This window comes from Paraburkholderia sp. PREW-6R (genome assembly GCF_039621805.1).
GTDB lineage: Bacteria > Pseudomonadota > Gammaproteobacteria > Burkholderiales > Burkholderiaceae > Paraburkholderia.
This window is the reverse complement of the sequence record NZ_CP155073.1, coordinates 2567109-2584255: the sequence shown is the minus strand read 5'-3', so window position 1 is coordinate 2584255 and position 17147 is coordinate 2567109. Positions and strand designations below refer to the sequence as shown.

The following is a 17147-nucleotide window of genomic DNA, read 5'->3' as shown; positions in this document are numbered from 1 at the left end:
CCGCACGCGAGATTTTTGGCAGCTTTATTCGCCGTGCTTGTCTGGCATACGTTCCCTCGGACACAAGCCGCATCTGGCGAAAAGATTTGCTTCACGCATTCGCAACAAGTCATAGCATTAACGTGCAGACCAGCGTCCAACCCCAACCGCTACGGAGGCGATCATGAGTGCTACCCCGCCCACCGCGACGGAAGTGGACCACGACGCTGACTCGCCCTCGTCGGCACGCAAGTACATCGATGCGGTCCTCGAACAGTCGTTTCGCCATCTGTTCGGGCCCACCGCCACGCCGGAGCAACCGCGCCGGCATGACGTCGTTTCCATCGCCAAGCTGACGTCCGTTTTGTCCGGTTATCTGCAGCCGGAAGAGATCAAGGACATCAAGGCGGCGTTTCATTTCAGCGACGAAGCCCACCTCGGCCAGTATCGGCAGAGCGGCGAGCCCTATATCACGCACCCAGTCGCCGTCGCCGAAATCTGCGCCGGCTGGAATCTGGACGCGCAGGCGATCATGGCGGCGCTGCTGCATGACGTGATGGAAGACCAGGGTGTGACCAAGGCCGAACTCGCCGAGCGGTTCGGCGCGAAGGTTGCGGAACTGGTCGACGGGCTGTCGAAACTCGACAAGATGGAGTTCCGCAATCGCGAAGAGGCGCAGGCGGAAAATTTCCGCAAGATGCTGCTCGCGATGGCGCGCGACGTCCGCGTGATTCTGGTGAAGCTCGCGGACCGGCTGCACAACATGCGCACGCTGGGCGCAGTGCCGCCGGAGAAGCGCCGCCGTGTTGCGCGCGAAACGCTCGATATCTACGCGCCGATTGCGCACCGCCTTGGCCTGAACAATACGTATCGCGAATTGCAGGACCTGAGCTTCGCGAACTTCAATCCGCACCGGTACGCCACGCTCGAAAAAGCCGTCAAGGCCGCGCGCGGCAACCGGCGCGAAGTCGTCGGCAAGATTCTGGAGTCGGTGCAGCGCGCTATTTCGGATGCGAAGCTCGATGCGGAGGTCACCGGCCGCGAAAAGACCATCTTCAGCATCTACAAGAAGATGCGCGACAAGCAACTGTCGTTTTCGCAGGTGCTCGACGTGTATGGGTTTCGCGTGGTGGTCGAGAGCGCGCTGGAGTGCTACACCTGCATCGGCGCGCTGCACGCGCTGTACAAGCCCGTGCCCGGCAAGTTCAAGGATTACATCGCCATTCCGAAGGTGAACGGCTATCAGTCGCTGCACACCACACTGGTCGGTCCGTTCGGCGCGCCGATCGAATTCCAGGTGCGCACGCGCAAGATGCACGAGATCGCGGAGGCGGGTGTCGCCGCGCACTGGCTGTACAAGAACGGCGGCGCGGATCTGAACGACGTGCAAAAGCGCGCACACCAATGGCTCAAATCGCTGCTCGACATTCAGAGTGAAGCCGGCGATTCGAGCGAATTCCTCGAGCACGTCAAGATCGACCTGTTCCCGGATGCGGTCTACGTGTTCACGCCGAAGTCGAAAATCATGGCGCTGCCGCGCGGCGCGACTGCGCTCGACTTCGCCTATTCGATTCACAGCGACTTAGGCAACCAGTGCGTCGCAGTCAAGATCAATAACGAGCTGTTGCCGTTGCGCACCGAGTTGAAGAGCGGCGATATCGTTGAAGTGATTACGGCACCGTACTCGAAGCCGAATCCGGCGTGGTTGGGGTTCGTGCGCACGGGCAAGGCGCGTTCGGCAATCCGCCATTACCTGAAGACAATGCGCCTGAATGAATCGGTGCAGCTTGGCGAGCGTCTGGTGGATCAGGCGCTGAAGGGTTATGGCCTGGCGCTGTCGGACGTCACGCCCGAAGCGTGGGAAAAGCTGGTGCAATGGACGGGCAACAAGAACCGTCAGGAGATTTTCGCGGACATTGGCCTTGGCCGGCGCGTGGCGGCGGTCATGGCCAAGCGCATCGAAGTGCTGATGAGCGGCCGCGACGCCGACGACGACGGCTCGCGTTCCGACAGCAACGCGCCGCATGCGCCGCCGGTGGTGATCACAGGCACCGAGGGCATGTCCGTGCAGCTGTCGGCCTGCTGCCGCCCGATTCCCGGTGACGACATCATGGGCTACATCGGCATCGGTCTCGGCATGGCGATCCACACCACGGATTGCCGGGTTGCGCAGCGCATCCACAGGCGCGATCCGGGCCGTTGGATCGACGTGGCTTGGGCGCCGCAGCCGGGGCGTCTGTTCGACGTCGCCGTGAAGGTGCTCGTGAAAAACACCAAGGGCGTGTTTGCACGCGTCGCAGCGGATATTACGTCGGCGGACGCAAACATCGTTCATATTGCAATGGACGAAGACCTGTCGCAGGAATCCACGATATTGCGCTTCGTGATTCAGGTCAGCGATCGGGTTCACCTTGCGAACGTGATGCGCCGCGTGCGCACGAATCCGGACGTCATGCGTATTGCGCGCGAGCGGCCGAGCGATGACGGGCATCATCGTCATGATGGTGGAATGCGGATCGACCGCGAGCGCGCAGACTACTAGGCGCGGCAGGCGCGCTGCGCGGCCTGCTTTTTGCGTCTCCCATCCGGTTCGTCTCTGTCTTCTGCATTGCCTCGTCTTGCTTCTGCCACGAATGGTCGGGCGCCGAGGCAGTCCGACCCGTTTAACACGGAGAATGCTCATGAAAGTAGCCGACCTCGAAGGCGTGGCGCTCGATTACTGGGTCGCCCGCAGCCTGCACGACTTCGTGCGCGAGATTTACTTCACCGACAGCGGCGAGACCGTCGCGATTCGCGGCAATGACCACGGACGTCCGTGGGACGGCCGCTTTACGCCGTCGTCCTCATGGGAAACCGCAGCGGTCGTGCTGGAGCGCGCACAGCGGTTCGAGGTGCGGGAGCCTGCTCATCGCGGCGCGGCGCACTGTGTGGCGGAATTCGAAGGCGGCAACGGCACGGTGGAAGGGCGTGGCGAGTCGCTGCGGGTCGCGCTGCTGCGGGCTTTCGTGGAGAGCCGCTTTGGCGATTCAGTGGAAGATATCTTGCGGCAATCGCAGTCGCTGATTGGCGCGCGCGCGCAAAGCATCGGAGAGGAAACGGTATTCAGTTCCTACGCAGACGTGCCGACGCCGGACGGCGAGATCGGCGATATTCAGGCGCAGCCGCGTTGAGCACGGCGGCCGAAATAGATGTCGACGTATAAATGTCGACGCATAAAGACAAAGGGCCTCCCGATTGGGAGGCCCTTGATAGGTGGTGCGGCTGGCAGGATTCGAACCCACGACCCCTTGGTTCGTAGCCAAGTACTCTATCCAACTGAGCTACAGCCGCACGCTAAACGGTGACGCTCGCCGCAATCAAGCAGCGGTGAATCTGCGTAGAACTTCAGGTAAAACGTAAGGGCCTTCCCAGAGGAAGGCCCTCGAATTAGTGGTGCGGCTGGCAGGATTCGAACCCACGACCCCTTGGTTCGTAGCCAAGTACTCTATCCAACTGAGCTACAGCCGCACGCAGAAACGAGATTATAGCAAAGGTTTCTAAAAAAGGAAGCGTCGAGGCGCGATTTCTCTCATTGCCCCGATCGTGTACCCTTGTCAGGCAGTCGTTGCTGCGGTTACTGGATCATCATGAACAAGGCCTTTGTCAAAGAGTCGAGCGAAGAGAACGACGACGACCTCGACGTCGCCCAGCCGGACATCCCCGCTGGAACCAAGAACTACATCACGCCCGCCGGCTACCGTCGCATGCGTGACGAATTGCTGCATTTGATCGACGTGGAGCGCCCGGAGGTGGTCAAGCTTGTCTCGTGGGCCGCTTCAAATGGCGACCGGTCGGAGAACGGCGACTACATCTACGGCAAACGACGGTTGCGGGAAATCGACCGGCGCATCCGCTTTCTGACCAAGCGGCTCGACCTTGCGGAGGTCGTGGATAGCAGCAAGCAGGAGAATATCGACCAGGTGTTCTTCGGCGCGACGGTGAAATATGCGGGCGAGGATGGTGCCGAGCATGTGGTAACGATCGTCGGCATTGACGAGGTCGATCTCGACGTAGGACACGTGAGCTGGATCTCGCCGGTCGCGCGTGCTCTGCTGAAGGCGAAAGTCGGCGATACGGTTACGCTATACACACCTGCCGGCCCGCAGCCGATCGACATTCTCGACGTCAAATATCCGCCGCCCGATAGCGGCGGCTGACATTGCTTCTTCATTTGCCTGGTCATTTGACGCCGGTCCCTCGGGCATCTGACAGCCGGCACATCCTGTTTCTCTCCCACACGCACATGAGCAGCGTGCAAAAAAAGGCGCCGCGAACGGCGCCTTTTTTCCTGCAACGCAGATCTGCTGCGTTTAGAAGCGGTGACGCAGACCTGCCGTCACAGCGACTTGCTTGTTGTTGCCCGAAGCGCCCAGACCATTGATGTCGGCATCGACAATCGCGTTCTGGTTGACTTGCTGGTATTCGCCTTGCAGATACACGTCGGTGCGCTTGGACAGCGCATACGCCGTTTGCAGGTTGAACTGGTTCCAGTGCGGACGCGTACCTGCCAGGCTTGCACGGGTGTACGTGTACGAACCGGCGATGCTCACTGCCGGCGTCAGTGCATAGCGAGCGTTCGCTTCGAAGTTCTGGAAGTGAGCGCTGTCGCTCGGAAAGCCGACGCCAGCCGATTGACCCGACGCGCCCGCGCCGATGCCGGCCAACGCGCCGAGGTTCGTCTGCGAGTACACGAGGCCGACCGTTGCCGGGCCAAACGCGTAGTTGGCGCCCGCGCCCCACGTTTGCTGGCGACCGGCGAAGAAGGTGTTGTCGCTGGACACTGCGCCGCCCGAATTGAACGCCGCCGCCGCGCCGAGCGCGCCGTTGCTATTCAGTTGAAGGTAAGCCGCCGCGACGTTCAGGCCGCCCCAGTTGTACGATGCGCCCGCGCTGTACGCACGGTTGTTGGCGAAGCCGTCAGCCTGGTTCGAGAAGCCGTACAACGCGCCGAACTTGAAGCCGCCGTAGTTCACGCTCTGGTACTTGACCGAGTTGTTGATACGGAAAGAGTTGTTCAGGTTGTCGTTGTCGAACGGGTGCGCGAACTGCGTGCCGCCATACTGCGTGCCGGTGAGTGCCAGCGGGCCAACATAGTCGACCATGCTGTCGTACTGGCGACCCAGTGTCACGGCGCCGAACTGATCGCTTGTCAAGCCGACAAAGGCCTGGCGGCCGAATTCGCGGCCGCCTTGCTTCAGCGTACCGTCATTGATGCCAAAACCGTTTTCCAACGTGAAAATGGCCTTCAGACCGCCGCCCAGATCTTCGGCACCGCGCAAGCCCCAACGGCTGCCGTTTATCGAACCGCTCGTTTCCTGCCAGTTGCTGTGGCCATGCTGATTATTGGTGTAGGTGATGCCGGCGTCGATCAAGCCGTACAGCGTGACGCTGCTTTGCGCGTGAGCAGCCGTTGCGAAAACGCCCGTGAGGGCAGCGACCATGAGTGTCTTTTTCATCTTGTAACTCCGAGAGCGAGAGCGGGCTGTGAGCCCGGGCTTAGGGAGACCTTCACGCGGGCGCTGCGAGAGGCGTAGTCCGCATGAAGCGCGCGGTCTTCCACGCGCGCTGGTTTCCGGTAGGCAGAGTGTAGATAGACGTCTCGGACAACGGGCATTCCGAAAACAGCAATAAAGTATTACGCGATCGGAAATGATATCGAAATACTGTCCAAGCCTTGTGGATAAAGGCTTTTCGCGGGACCGAGAAAATTGCGAAAGGGACTTCACATCAAACGCGTTGCGAGTTTGCGACACTGGCTGATGCGAAAAAACGACGTAAGAAAATTCTTAAAATGGATTGTTGTTAATCGCGAAATAGACGATTGTTAATTATGCAAATAATAGAAAGTGAATCAGCCGCTATACTGCAATTTCTGCTTTCCGAAGCAGACTTTTTCGTTGACGAAGAAGATCTCCAAACCTTTGTCGGCGCGACTCTCCAGTCGCGCTTTTTTTTTCGCCTGGCTTAGCCGCGGCTGTTGCCGCCCGCGGCGCGGCACTGTCTAGTGTGCCGATGCAGTTCGCTCAGCCTCATCCCAGCTGAATGCGGGAGAGACGCTCCAGTCTTCCATCACGTAGCGACGCGCGTCCATTGGCGATGACAGCAAGTTCTGCCAATGATCACCGTGCCACATCGGATCAAATTCGAAAACGGACGAAGCGGACGCAGAAGTTTCATCCCGATCAACCGATGTAGAGGCTCGGGTGAGCCAGGCGGCGAAGCGCCGCAATTCGCTGAACAGCATGGCGACCTCCTAAAACATGTTTCACGCTTTGCTTATTCCATGATCGTGCGCTAAATGCGCTGCAACAACTCGGACAAACACTTACTAATGACAGATTCAATTACACGAACAATTACTTAATGGGGAAATTTGTCCGCATTGGCTTTGTGAACCTTAATAAGTCAGTAAATTCGACGCTAGTGTTGTAAGTTATTTTATCGGCACGTCGAATTTCCCGATTCGAAGCGTCATTTATTGCGAACAGAAACGGTTAATTTGTATTACTTGCCGCCCCCGGGTGGCAATAGGCTACGAAGTGGGGACAGTCCATCAACTGTATCAGCAAACTCACACCCGGCTGCGTAGAGGGCTAAAAACAGGCGTCCCCAAGCCACGCAGCACGTGAGCCATCCAAGAAGTCTCCAATCCGAAACCAGTAGCCCTCTCCGGCCGGCGTTTCGCCATCCGATGCGGGTGCCGATCGCTCAACTGGTGCATACTTGCCGCAAAGCCACGCGTCTAAGTATCTTTGTCCATGTCTGAACTGCTTCTGCCAGAACCGGCTCTGAACGAGCCCATTGTCTTCGTCGACCTCGAAACCACGGGTGGATCGACCAGCGAGCACCGCATCACGGAAATCGGTGTCGTCGAAGTCGGGCCGGCAGGCGTGTCACGCTGGAGCAGTCTCGTCGATCCGCAGCAGCCCATTCCGTCGTTCATCCAGCAACTCACCGGCATCACAAACGCGATGGTTCAAGGCGCGCCGACCTTCGCCGACATCGCACCGGCTTTGCTGGAGCGCCTCAAGGGCAAACTGTTCGTTGCGCACAACGCGAGCTTCGACCGCGGCTTCCTGCGTGGCGAGTTCCGGCGAGCCGGCCTTGCATTCGATCCGGACGTGCTCTGCACCGTGCGACTTTCGCGCGCGCTTTTTCCGGCGGAAAAGCGTCATGGACTGGATGCGCTCGTCGAACGCCACGCGCTGGTGCCGTTCGACCGTCACCGCGCGCTCGCCGACGCCGATCTGATCTGGCAATTCTGGCAGCGCCTGCATGGCCTTGTCCCGCTCGACGTGCTCCGGGCGCAGATCGAGCGCACGACGCGCCGCTACCGCCTCGCGGGCGATATCACCGAGGACCTGCTCGATACCGCGCCGGCAGGCTGCGGCGTCTACGCGTTCTATGGTGAGGAAGACGTGCCGCTTTACGTCGGGCGCAGTGTCCGCGTACGTCAGCGGTTACGTGCGCATTTGAGCGGTGAGCGCCGTTCGTCGAAAGATATCCGGCTTGCCCAGCAGGTCAAACGTGTCGAGTGGCGCGCGACGGGCGGCGAGCTGGGCGCGATGCTCGCCGAGGCGCAGTGGATTGCAACGCTGCGTCCCGGTCACAATCGCGTGCCGCGCGTGTCGAAAAGCGATCCCGCAGATGCTCCGTGGCCATTCGACGGGCCGATTGTTTTTGAAGAGCGTGAAGAAGCGCTGCAGTCGCGCGCTTTTCATGTGGTCGACCGCTGGCGCTATATCGGCCACGCGGCGTCGTTGACGCAGGCAGCGCAATTGCATGCGTCGAGCGAAAAGTTGCCGTTCGAGTTGTCGACGTATCGCATCTTGCAGAGCCATCTCGCGCGGGGTTTGCGCGTGATGCCGCTGGGGTTGCCGACCGACGCGCTCACGCCAGTATCAAGCGTGGCCTGAGCGAAGCTGATCGCTGCGCGATACGCGCAGCGCAGTGAGTTTTCGCTCGCGGCCCCCGTTGTTGCCCGGCGACCGGCACGTCCTCGCCTATCAACTCGCATCAAAGCCGCCGGTTCGGTCAGCTCCGGGTCTAGCCGGTCGCCCCTACGCCACCCGTCTCGCACACATGACCCAGCGCATGCGTGAGCGCGGCCGAACGTGCCGAGTCGTAGCGAGTCAACGACTTCCAGTTCACAAGCGCTTGCGCGACGCGGGAAGGGCAATCGGGCGCCGCCCGCAACGGTTGTACTCTTGCAAGGCCGGCAATCAGGGATTGCGTCAGCTTGTCCAGTTGAGGCCGCGTGCTCGTCGCGAGATCGGGAGCCGGGCCTTGCGGCGGCTGCGCGCTGCGCCAGGTGGCAAAGAGCGCATTCTGAACATCCTTGCTGGCGTCGATCTGATCCTGGAAGAAAGCACGCGCGAACGTCGGATCCACATCGGCGGCCACGGCGCGCCTCCCGACATCGGCAAGCAGCGCATTTTCGCGCGGTGTATCGGTGATGGCCTGATGGTTAGCCCATTTCCAGCGCGCTACCGGTTCAGCAAGTGAGATTCGTTGCGAAGCCAATGCAATCAGATTGGTGAGCGCGGTGTCGTCGCCGTCGGCGAAAGCAGGGGCAGGAGCGACAGCGAGTGCGGCAAGCAGGGCGAGTGCGCAAGACGCGCCAATGCGAAGCAGGCAATTCATGGAGAGAGCGTGGCCGACTCGCCGAAGGAAAAACAGGAAGAATAAACGATGCGCTGCCCGCAGGGGGTTGATCAATGCAGGCACCACTCGGCCGGGAACCACGACGGGGCAAATTGCGATCGGCTATGCGCGTGCAAGCCGCTCGCGCCGACTGCAGATGGGGACGGATTCCGATTCGACCTGTGAAGGTTTCACAGGCGCGTGTGCTTCCGTCGCCGTCCGCATTGCACGGGCGTCAACGCTGCGCGATACCGCCGCCTCGCTTACTTCGAGTCGAACGACTTGCGTTGCTCATCGAAAAAGGCGCGGACATGCTCAGGCAGTTCAGCACCCAGAAATTCGACGCCAGCGGGTTCCGGATCCGGGGAAAAAACTTTATCCGGGGTCGGAATCTTCGGTGGTTTCGCATCCATGATCATTCTCCTTTACAAACCGATTATCGGTCTCTGCCCCGTTGTGCACCAGCACACGATGCATTTCACTTGTTTCCTGTTGCTTTAACGGCACACCGCAACATTTAAGGAGGTGTGCAAAAAGAACTTAACGATTTGCCACTAGGCGACTGTACGGCGGCTTAGTCGGCAAAAACCGGTTCCATTCGCCTGCTAACGCCGTAAGGCCTTACTGGTGGCGGGTGTGACGCTACTTACACGTTAACCTAAAAAATTGGTCTGCGTGTGTTGTTCAGCACATATATGGATGCTAATTGGTGCATTGCCGCATCGGAACGATTTTCTCGTGACCAATTCGGAAATTCTTTTTATTACCGAACGAGCGTTCACTGAAATACCCGCACAATTTGTAAACGATCAATTCCCGGGTTGAGTTGACAAAGCGCGAGTGGGTTATGGCGCTATTAAAAAAACTCAAAAGTGGATTTCTCCTTACCCAGCGTCGGCGACACCACCCAAAGTTGCCCTATCCAGCGCGATGCTGCGACCGCCAGCCCTTGCTGAGCCTCAACCCGCCAGCTTTGGACGAAGGTATTCGGCAGTCCGGCTTGCCGCGACCTGCGCCACGTCGGCAGGCGTTCCGCTTGCGACGACCGTGCCGCCGGCATCGCCCGCGCCGGGGCCGACGTCGATTACCCAGTCGCTTTGCGCGGCCACACGCATGTCATGTTCGACGACAACGACACTATTGCCTGCGTCCACCAGCCCCTGAAGCTGCACCATCAGACGATCGACGTCTGCGGGATGCAGCCCGGTGGTCGGCTCGTCGAGGATGTACAGCGTGTCGCCGCGTTGCGCGCGCTGCAGTTCGGTCGCGAGCTTGATACGCTGAGCCTCGCCGCCCGACAGTTCGGTGGCCGGCTGCCCGAGCCGCAAATAACCCAGCCCGATATCGCGCAGCACCTGGAGCGCGCGCATCACCGAAGGTTCGTCTGCAAAGAATGCGCAAGCGCCGTCCACCGTCAGATCGAGCACCTGCGCGATATTCTTGTCGCGCCACGTGACGTCCAGCGTTTGCGCGTTGTAGCGCGTACCGTGGCAGGTCGCGCAGGGCGCATACACGCTCGGCAGGAATAGCAATTCGACGCTGACAAAGCCTTCGCCTTCGCAAGTCGGACAGCGGCCTTGCGCCACGTTGAACGAAAAACGCCCCGCGCTATAGCGTCGCTTGCGCGCGAGCGGCGTGTCGGCGAACAGCTTGCGCACATGGTCGAAGAGGCCTGTGTAGGTGGCGAGGTTCGAGCGCGGCGTCCGCCCGATCGGTTTCTGATCGACGCGCACCAGCCGTCGCAGCGCATCCATGCCGCCGGCGATGTGGCCGGTCGCGGGCGCGCTGCTCGCGGCGAGGAGCGGATCCTGTTCGTCGTCGTCAGGATTGTCGATCGACTTGCCGAGGTAGCTCGCGACCAGTTCGGGCAGCGCCTGACTGACGAGACTGGATTTGCCGGAGCCCGACACGCCGGTCACGGTGGTCAGGCAGCCGAGCGGGAACGCCACGTTCAGTCCGCGCAGATTGTTGCGTGTGATATCGGCAAGTTTCAGCCAGCCGGCGGGTTCGCGCGGCGAACGGTCGAGCGGCGCAGGCGGCGCGAACAAATGTCGGCGAGTCTGTGACGCTTCGACTTTCGCCAGTCCGTCCGGCGGTCCGCTGTAGACGATATGGCCGCCCGCTTCGCCCGCCGCGGGCCCGACGTCGACGAGCCAGTCGGCGCGCCGCATCATCTGCAGATCATGTTCGACGACGAACAGCGAGTTGCCCGCCGCCTTCAGCCCTTGCAACGCGGTGAAGAGTGCTTCGCCGTCGGCGGGATGCAAACCGGCCGATGGTTCATCGAGCACATACACCACGCCGAATAATTGCGACGACAACTGCGTCGCGAGCCGCAAGCGCTGCAACTCGCCGGACGACAACGTCGGCGTGCTGCGCTCCAGCGCCAGATAGCCGAGGCCCAGGTCGATCAGTGTCGTGAGCCGCTCCAGCAACTCAGCTGCAATGCGCCGTGCCGCTACGCGTTTTTCTGCGGAGAGGTTCGGCGTGCGCCGCACATCGGGGGACGCCTTATGCGCTGAGCCGCCGGCGGCAACGCGCTTGTCGACCGCCTCACGCATGGCGCTTTTGCTCAACACCCCAGCGCCTTTCGTCGCCGGCGTGGCCGTGCTCGTGTCGGGCCACTCACCGCGCGCGATGGGTTCGAGAAGCGCAGCCAGGCTGGCGAGCGGCAACTGCGAGAACTCGCCGATATCGAGCCCCGCGAATTTGACCGACAGCGCTTCTTTCTTGAGCCGCTTGCCCTCGCACGTCGGACACGTACTGCCCACCATGAACTGGGAAACGCGCTTTTTCATCAGCGCACTTTGCGTGTTCGCGAAGGTATGCAGCACGTAGCGGCGCGCACCCGTGAACGTGCCCTGATAGCTCGGCTCGTCCTTGCGCTTGAGTGCGGCGCGCGTTTCCTTCGGCGTGAGACCCGCGTAGACCGGCACCGTGGGCTGCTCGTCGGTGAAGAGAATCCAGTCGCGATCCTTCTTCGGCAACTCGCGCCACGGCGTGTCCACGTCGTAGCCGAGTGTCACGAGGATGTCGCGCAGATTCTGACCATGCCACGCGGGCGGCCACGCGGCGATCGCGCGTTCGCGAATCGTCAGCGAGTCGTCGGGCACCATCGACTGCTCGGTCACTTCATACACGCGGCCCAGCCCGTGACACGTCGGACACGCGCCCTGCACCGTGTTTGGCGAGAAGTCCTCGGCGAACAGCATGGGCTGTTTCGGCGGATAGTCGCCGGTGCGCGAATACAGCATGCGTACGAGGCTCGACAGGGTAGTGACGCTGCCCACCGACGAGCGCGCGCTCGGCGTCCCCCGTTGCTGCTGCAACGCGACGGCGGGCGGCAGGCCTTCGATCGCGTCGACTTCGGGCACGCCGACCTGGTCGATCAACCGACGCGCATAAGGCGCGACCGATTCGAAGTAGCGGCGCTGCGCCTCTGCGTACAAGGTGCCAAATGCGAGCGACGATTTGCCCGATCCGGACACGCCAGTGAACACGACGAGCGCGTCGCGCGGGATATTCACATCGACATTTTTGAGATTGTGTTCGCGTGCGCCGCGTACGCGCACGAAGCCCGCGGAGGAGGGCGTATCGGAGTCGGCAGCGCCCGGGCGATGTGGCTTGTGAATGGCGTCCATGTTGGTCGAAGTGGAGACCCGCGGCGCGCGGGAGCGCCGGGCGTTCGTTCGCTTGGTTGCACGGAACATGCCCGCTGCGTTGCGCTCGCGACAAACCATCACGAGATGCGGAGAAGCGCGCTTCGGCAACGGTCACTGACCATGCTGGCTGCTGCCGACGTGCACGCGAGGCGCAATGTTTAATGTGTTTGCTGCGGCACGCGCCGAGCCAGACCAAACGGATGGCCGTCTAACTATTATGGAGAGTTTGCGATGAAATGCGAGGTGGATGGAATGGTCGGGCGGGCGCGCGTGAGTTTGCGCCGGGGGTGTCGTGCTTTTCGTGCGCGCCGCATGACGTGTTTTCATGTTTAGCGTCGATTGCGGAGCATGAAGGGACCGCACGGTAGCCCGCTGCAAAACAGAAACAAAAGCCAGAAACAAAAGCCAGAAACAAAGACCAGAGGTGAAAAGCGAAAAACAAAAAACAAAAAGCCCAGTCGCAAGGACTGGGCTTTTTGCTTGAATCTTGATGGTGCCGGAAAGAGGAATCGAACCCCCGACCTTCGCATTACGAATGCGCTGCTCTACCGTCTGAGCTATTCCGGCATCAGGAGAAACGAGATTATAGGGACTTCTTTATCGGCTTGGCAAGTCCTGCGAATCACTTTTTTGTTTCGAGATGGTAGCGGGTCACGCGGTCGACTTCGTTCTTCGAGCCGATGAACACCGCCACGCGCTCGTGCAACGCCTTCGGCTGAATATCGAGAATGCGCTTTTCGCCATTGGTTGCAGCGCCGCCTGCCTGTTCGACGATGAACGCCATCGGATTCGCTTCGTACATGAGCCGCAGTTTGCCTGGCTTGTCCGGCGTGCGTTTGTCGGCCGGATACATGAAAATGCCGCCGCGATTCAGGATACGGTGCACGTCCGCCACCATCGACGCGATCCAGCGCATGTTGAAGTCGGTCTGGCGCGGACCGTCCTTGCCGGCCTTCAGTTCACCGACGTATTGCTCGACCGGCGGATACCAGTGGCGCTCGTTCGACGCGTTGATCGCATACTCGCGCGTTTCGACCGGAATGCGCATATCGCTTTGCGTGAGCACCCACGAGCCCAGTTCGCGGTCGAGCGTGAAGCAGTTCACGCCATTGCCGGTGGTCAGCACGAGCACCGTTTGCGGACCATAGACCGCGTAGCCCGCCGCGACCTGCTGTGTGCCCGGCTGCAGGAAAGACTGCTCGGTGGGTTGCTGGCCGTCCGGGCAGCGCAGCACCGAAAAGATCGTGCCGATCGACACGTTCACGTCGATGTTCGACGAGCCGTCCAGCGGATCGAATACCAGCAGATATTCGCCCTTCGGGTAGTTGGCCGGAATCGGGAAGAACTGTTCCATTTCCTCCGATGCCATGCCCGCAAGGTTACCGCCCCATTCATTGGCTTCGAGCAGGATTTCGTTCGACAGGATGTCGAGCTTCTTCTGCACTTCGCCCTGGACATTCTCGCTGCCGGCCGTGCCGAGCGCATCGCCGAGCGCGCCTTTGCTGACGTGGTAGCTGATCGCCTTGCACGCGCGCGCGACGACTTCGATCAGAAGGCGCAAATCGGCCGGCAGATTGTTGGTTTCACGCTGCTGCTCGATCAGGTACTTCGTGAGAGTGGTACGACGTTGCAAAGCCATTGCTGTACTCCGGGAAGGCTTGAGGAATATCTCGATTTTAACCGCTCGTTGTGTCCGCTCTGTGCTTTTGTCTACAAACCCGCTATCAATGCCGTGCTGCTTGACGGCCGCGGTGAGTGTCGGGTTTGTGGCGCACATTGCCAGCCGAGGCCGTCTATCGCCGGATTCGAGCCGAATTGCGGGTGGACCATCCAGGCGCACGCCGGAGCATGTCGAGAGCGAAAAAAAGCCGGCATCACGTGCCGGCTTTTCCACGCATCAAACCGCGTCAAACAACGTCACGCGAGCGCTTTCTCTACGATTTCGCGCACGTCGCGCGACTTGACCTGCGAGGCCACCTTTTCCAGCGCCTCGCGCATGCGATCGCGCAACGCGGGCGTGAAGCGCCGCCACAGTTCCAGCGAGCGGGCGAGGCGGGCGGCCACCTGCGGGTTGATCGCATCCAGCGCAATCACCTGATCGGCCCAGAACGCATACCCCGAGCCGTCTTCAGCATGAAACTGCGCCGGATTGGCCGCGCAGAAGCTGAAGATCAGCGAGCGCGCGCGGTTTGGGTTCTTCAGGTTGAATGCCGGATGCGACATCAGCTTGCGCACGATTTCGATCACCGGACGCTGCGCACTGCCACGCTGCGTAGCCTGCAGCGCGAACCACTTGTCGATTACGAGCGGCTCTTTCTCGAAGCGCCGGTAGAAGTCGTCCAGCGCCTGCTGCGCCTCTGCGCTGCCGCCTTTTGCCGCCGACGCGTTCAGCAGCGCCGACAATGCCGCCGCACGGTCGGTCATATTGTTCGCGGCGTCGTATTGCGCCGACGCGAGCTTCACGGCTTCGGCCGGGTCGTCCAGTTCCGCGAGGTACGACAGCGCGAGATTTTTCAACGCGCGGTGGCCCGATGCCTCGGGCGTGGCCTCGTAGGCGCCCGGCGTGCGGTGCTGCTCGTAGACCTTGAGCCAGTCGTTCCTGAGCGCGTTTGCCAGACGCTTGCGCACGAACTGACGCGCCGCATGCACCGCGGCCGGATTCGATTCGGCCATCTGTTCGGCGAGATAGGCTTCCGAAGGCAGCATCAATGCGAGTTCGCGGAACGCCGGCGAAAGCGACTCGTCGGTCAGCACCCGCGCGAACGCGGCGACCACCGAATCGTCGAGTTGCAGCGGCACGCCGGTCGCGGCGCGGCCGGCCAGCGTCAGCAACTCGCGCGTGGCGAGCCGCTGACCGGCTTCCCAACGGTTGAACGGGTCACTGTCGTGCGCAAGCAGGAATGCGAGTTGATCCGCCGAGTAGTCGTACTCCACGATCACCGGCGCCGAGAAATTGCGCAGCAGCGAAGGCAGCGGTTCCTGCTCGACGTTGACGAACGTAAAGGTCTGCTCCTTCTGTGTAAATTCGAGCACGCGCGTGGTCGCGCTGCCGGCTTGCGCTTCGCCTTCGAGTTGCAGCGGCAGATCCTCGCCGTCCCGGCCGATCAGGCCGATTGCGAACGGAATCAGCAGCGGCCCCTTCTGCGTTTCACGCGCTGCCGGCGCGGCCTCGCCATAGCCTTGCGTGAGCGTAACGGTGTAGCGCTTCTGCGCGGCGTCGTAGTGGGTACGCACGGACACGCGCGGCGTGCCGGCCTGGCTATACCAGCGCTCGAATTGCGCGAGATCGCGGCCGTTCGCGTCGGCAAGCGCGTGACGGAAGTCGTCGCACGTCACGGCCTGGCCGTCGTGGCGCTTGAAGTACAGGTCCATGCCCTTGCGGAAGCCGTCGCGCCCGAATAGCGTCTGGTACATCCGCACGACTTCTGAGCCTTTCTCGTAGACCGTCATCGTGTAGAAGTTGTTGATCTCGACGTAGCTCTCGGGGCGCACCGGATGCGCCATCGGGCCCGCGTCTTCGGCGAACTGCATCTGACGCAGCACGCGCACGTCCTCGATCCGCTTGGTCGCGCGGGCGGCTTCGTCCGTTGCGCCACCGGCCATGTCGGCCGAGAACTCCTGATCGCGGAACACGGTCAGGCCTTCTTTCAGGCTGAGCTGAAACCAGTCGCGACAGGTGACGCGGTTGCCGGTCCAGTTATGGAAATACTCGTGTCCGACGACTGCCTCGATATTGGCGAAGTCGGTGTCCGTTGCCGTCTCGGGGTTCGCCAGCACGTACTTCGTGTTGAAGATGTTGAGCCCCTTGTTCTCCATCGCGCCCATGTTGAAGTCGCTCACGGCGACGATCATGAAGCGGTCCAGATCCAGTTCCAGCCCAAAGCGCTCCTCGTCCCAACGGATCGAATGGATCAGCGAGTCCATGGCGTGACGGGTCTTGTCCAGATCGTGCGGCTCGACCCACACCTGCAGCAGCTTGTCTTTGCCCGAGCCGCTCTTTATGCGTTCTTCGAGTGCGACCAGCTTGCCTGCGACCAGGGCGAACAGATAGCTCGGCTTGCGGAACGGGTCTTCCCAGCGTGCGAAGTGGCGGCCGTCCGGCAAGTCGCCTTCCTCGATCAGGTTGCCGTTCGACAGCAGCACCGGATAGTCGGCCTTGCTCGCGCGCAGCGTCACCGTGAAAGTGGCCATGACGTCGGGCCGGTCGAGGAAGTAGGTGATGCGGCGAAAGCCCTCGGCCTCGCACTGCGTGAAGAAATTGCCGCCCGACACATACAGCCCGGACAGCGTGGTATTCGCGGCGGGATTGCAGACGCTCGTGAGCGTGAGTTCGAAACTGTCCGGCACGTTATCGAGCAACAGGCCGTGCTCGTGCGCATGCGCGTTGGGAAACGGCTTGCCGTCGATTTCGGCGCCGACGAATTCGAGTTGCTCGCCCATCAGCGCAAGATGCGAGGCGCGCGACGCGTCCGGATTGCGGCGCACGCGCATCGTATTCTTGACGACCGTGCGTTCGGGGACGAGATCGAACTCCAGCGCGACGGTGTCGATCAGGAAAGCGGGCGGCGCGTAATCGGCGCGGCGTATCACATTGGGCGTTTCGGTATCGGCCATGGCGTTCTGTAGTGATGGAACTCGTGTCGGCGGGCGCGCTTCTGGCACGCGAGCCGGGCTTGTCGAGCCATTGTACAAAGCCTCGGCCGATCGTGCGGGTCGAACCTTTTACCGACCCGTCGGGTCAGCGTATGATCGGGCGCCGACGCGCGCAAAACCGGGGTGGGGCGGCCTTTGACCGCGCGCGATCCCGGCCGTCGACAGAGGCGG

Annotated in this window: 11 protein-coding genes and 3 tRNA genes; 4 read left to right on the top strand and 10 right to left on the bottom strand. The window is 61.4% G+C overall.

Annotation, left to right across the window (positions count from 1 at the left end; all coding sequences use genetic code 11):
* Positions 1-163 precede the first annotated feature (163 nt).
* Both AAGS40_RS11225 and AAGS40_RS11220 read left to right on the top strand, forming a co-directional pair.
* Positions 164-2521: a bifunctional (p)ppGpp synthetase/guanosine-3',5'-bis(diphosphate) 3'-pyrophosphohydrolase gene (locus AAGS40_RS11225; protein ID WP_345811327.1), complete on the top strand. Its 2358-nt coding sequence runs from the start codon at positions 164-166 to the stop codon at positions 2519-2521.
* Positions 2522-2660: 139 nt separating this feature from the next.
* Positions 2661-3149, top strand: a complete 489-nt coding sequence (locus tag AAGS40_RS11220) for a phage protein NinX family protein (protein ID WP_345811326.1) — start codon at positions 2661-2663, stop codon at positions 3147-3149.
* Positions 3150-3232: 83 nt separating this feature from the next.
* On the opposite strand, the gene AAGS40_RS11215 is transcribed toward AAGS40_RS11220, so the two are convergent.
* A tRNA-Arg gene (locus AAGS40_RS11215) sits at positions 3233-3309 on the bottom strand.
* Positions 3310-3409: 100 nt separating this feature from the next.
* Positions 3410-3486 (bottom strand) — tRNA-Arg (locus AAGS40_RS11210).
* 119 nt (positions 3487-3605) lie between these two features.
* Between AAGS40_RS11210 and greB the strand changes: the two genes are divergently transcribed.
* The gene (greB, locus tag AAGS40_RS11205; protein WP_345811325.1) at positions 3606-4175 is read left to right on the top strand and encodes a transcription elongation factor GreB; all 570 of its coding nucleotides are present in this window, start codon (positions 3606-3608) and stop codon (positions 4173-4175) included.
* Between the two features lie 153 nt (positions 4176-4328).
* Here greB and AAGS40_RS11200 read toward each other — a convergent pair whose 3' ends face one another.
* Together AAGS40_RS11200 and AAGS40_RS11195 are read right to left on the bottom strand one after the other, a co-directional pair.
* Positions 4329-5474 (bottom strand): porin, encoded by a 1146-nt coding sequence (locus AAGS40_RS11200; RefSeq protein WP_345811323.1) that lies wholly within the window; start codon positions 5472-5474, stop codon positions 4329-4331.
* 545 nt (positions 5475-6019) lie between these two features.
* Entirely contained in the window at positions 6020-6262 is a 243-nt protein-coding gene (locus AAGS40_RS11195; RefSeq protein ID WP_345811322.1) for a hypothetical protein, read from the bottom strand.
* A gap of 514 nt (positions 6263-6776) precedes the next feature.
* On the opposite strand from AAGS40_RS11195, the gene AAGS40_RS11190 reads away from it, so the two are divergent.
* A complete protein-coding gene (locus AAGS40_RS11190) occupies positions 6777-7934 on the top strand; it encodes an exonuclease domain-containing protein (protein ID WP_345811321.1) in 1158 nt (385 codons plus the stop codon).
* Between the two features lie 130 nt (positions 7935-8064).
* Here AAGS40_RS11190 and AAGS40_RS11185 read toward each other — a convergent pair whose 3' ends face one another.
* The 6 genes from AAGS40_RS11185 to pepN form a co-directional block, all read right to left on the bottom strand.
* Complete coding sequence (locus tag AAGS40_RS11185) at positions 8065-8661, bottom strand: chorismate mutase (RefSeq protein WP_345811320.1); 597 nt, start codon at positions 8659-8661, stop codon at positions 8065-8067.
* A gap of 263 nt (positions 8662-8924) precedes the next feature.
* Complete coding sequence (locus tag AAGS40_RS11180; protein ID WP_345811319.1) at positions 8925-9074, bottom strand: hypothetical protein; 150 nt, start codon at positions 9072-9074, stop codon at positions 8925-8927.
* Positions 9075-9620: 546 nt separating this feature from the next.
* Entirely contained in the window at positions 9621-12302 is a 2682-nt protein-coding gene (locus AAGS40_RS11175) for an excinuclease ABC subunit UvrA (protein WP_345814375.1), read from the bottom strand.
* Between the two features lie 512 nt (positions 12303-12814).
* Positions 12815-12890 (bottom strand) — tRNA-Thr (locus tag AAGS40_RS11170).
* Between the two features lie 55 nt (positions 12891-12945).
* Positions 12946-13962, bottom strand: a complete 1017-nt coding sequence (locus AAGS40_RS11165) for a class 1 fructose-bisphosphatase (protein WP_345811317.1) — start codon at positions 13960-13962, stop codon at positions 12946-12948.
* A gap of 278 nt (positions 13963-14240) precedes the next feature.
* Positions 14241-16937, bottom strand: a complete 2697-nt coding sequence (pepN, locus tag AAGS40_RS11160) for an aminopeptidase N (RefSeq protein ID WP_345811316.1) — start codon at positions 16935-16937, stop codon at positions 14241-14243.
* Positions 16938-17147 lie beyond the last annotated feature (210 nt).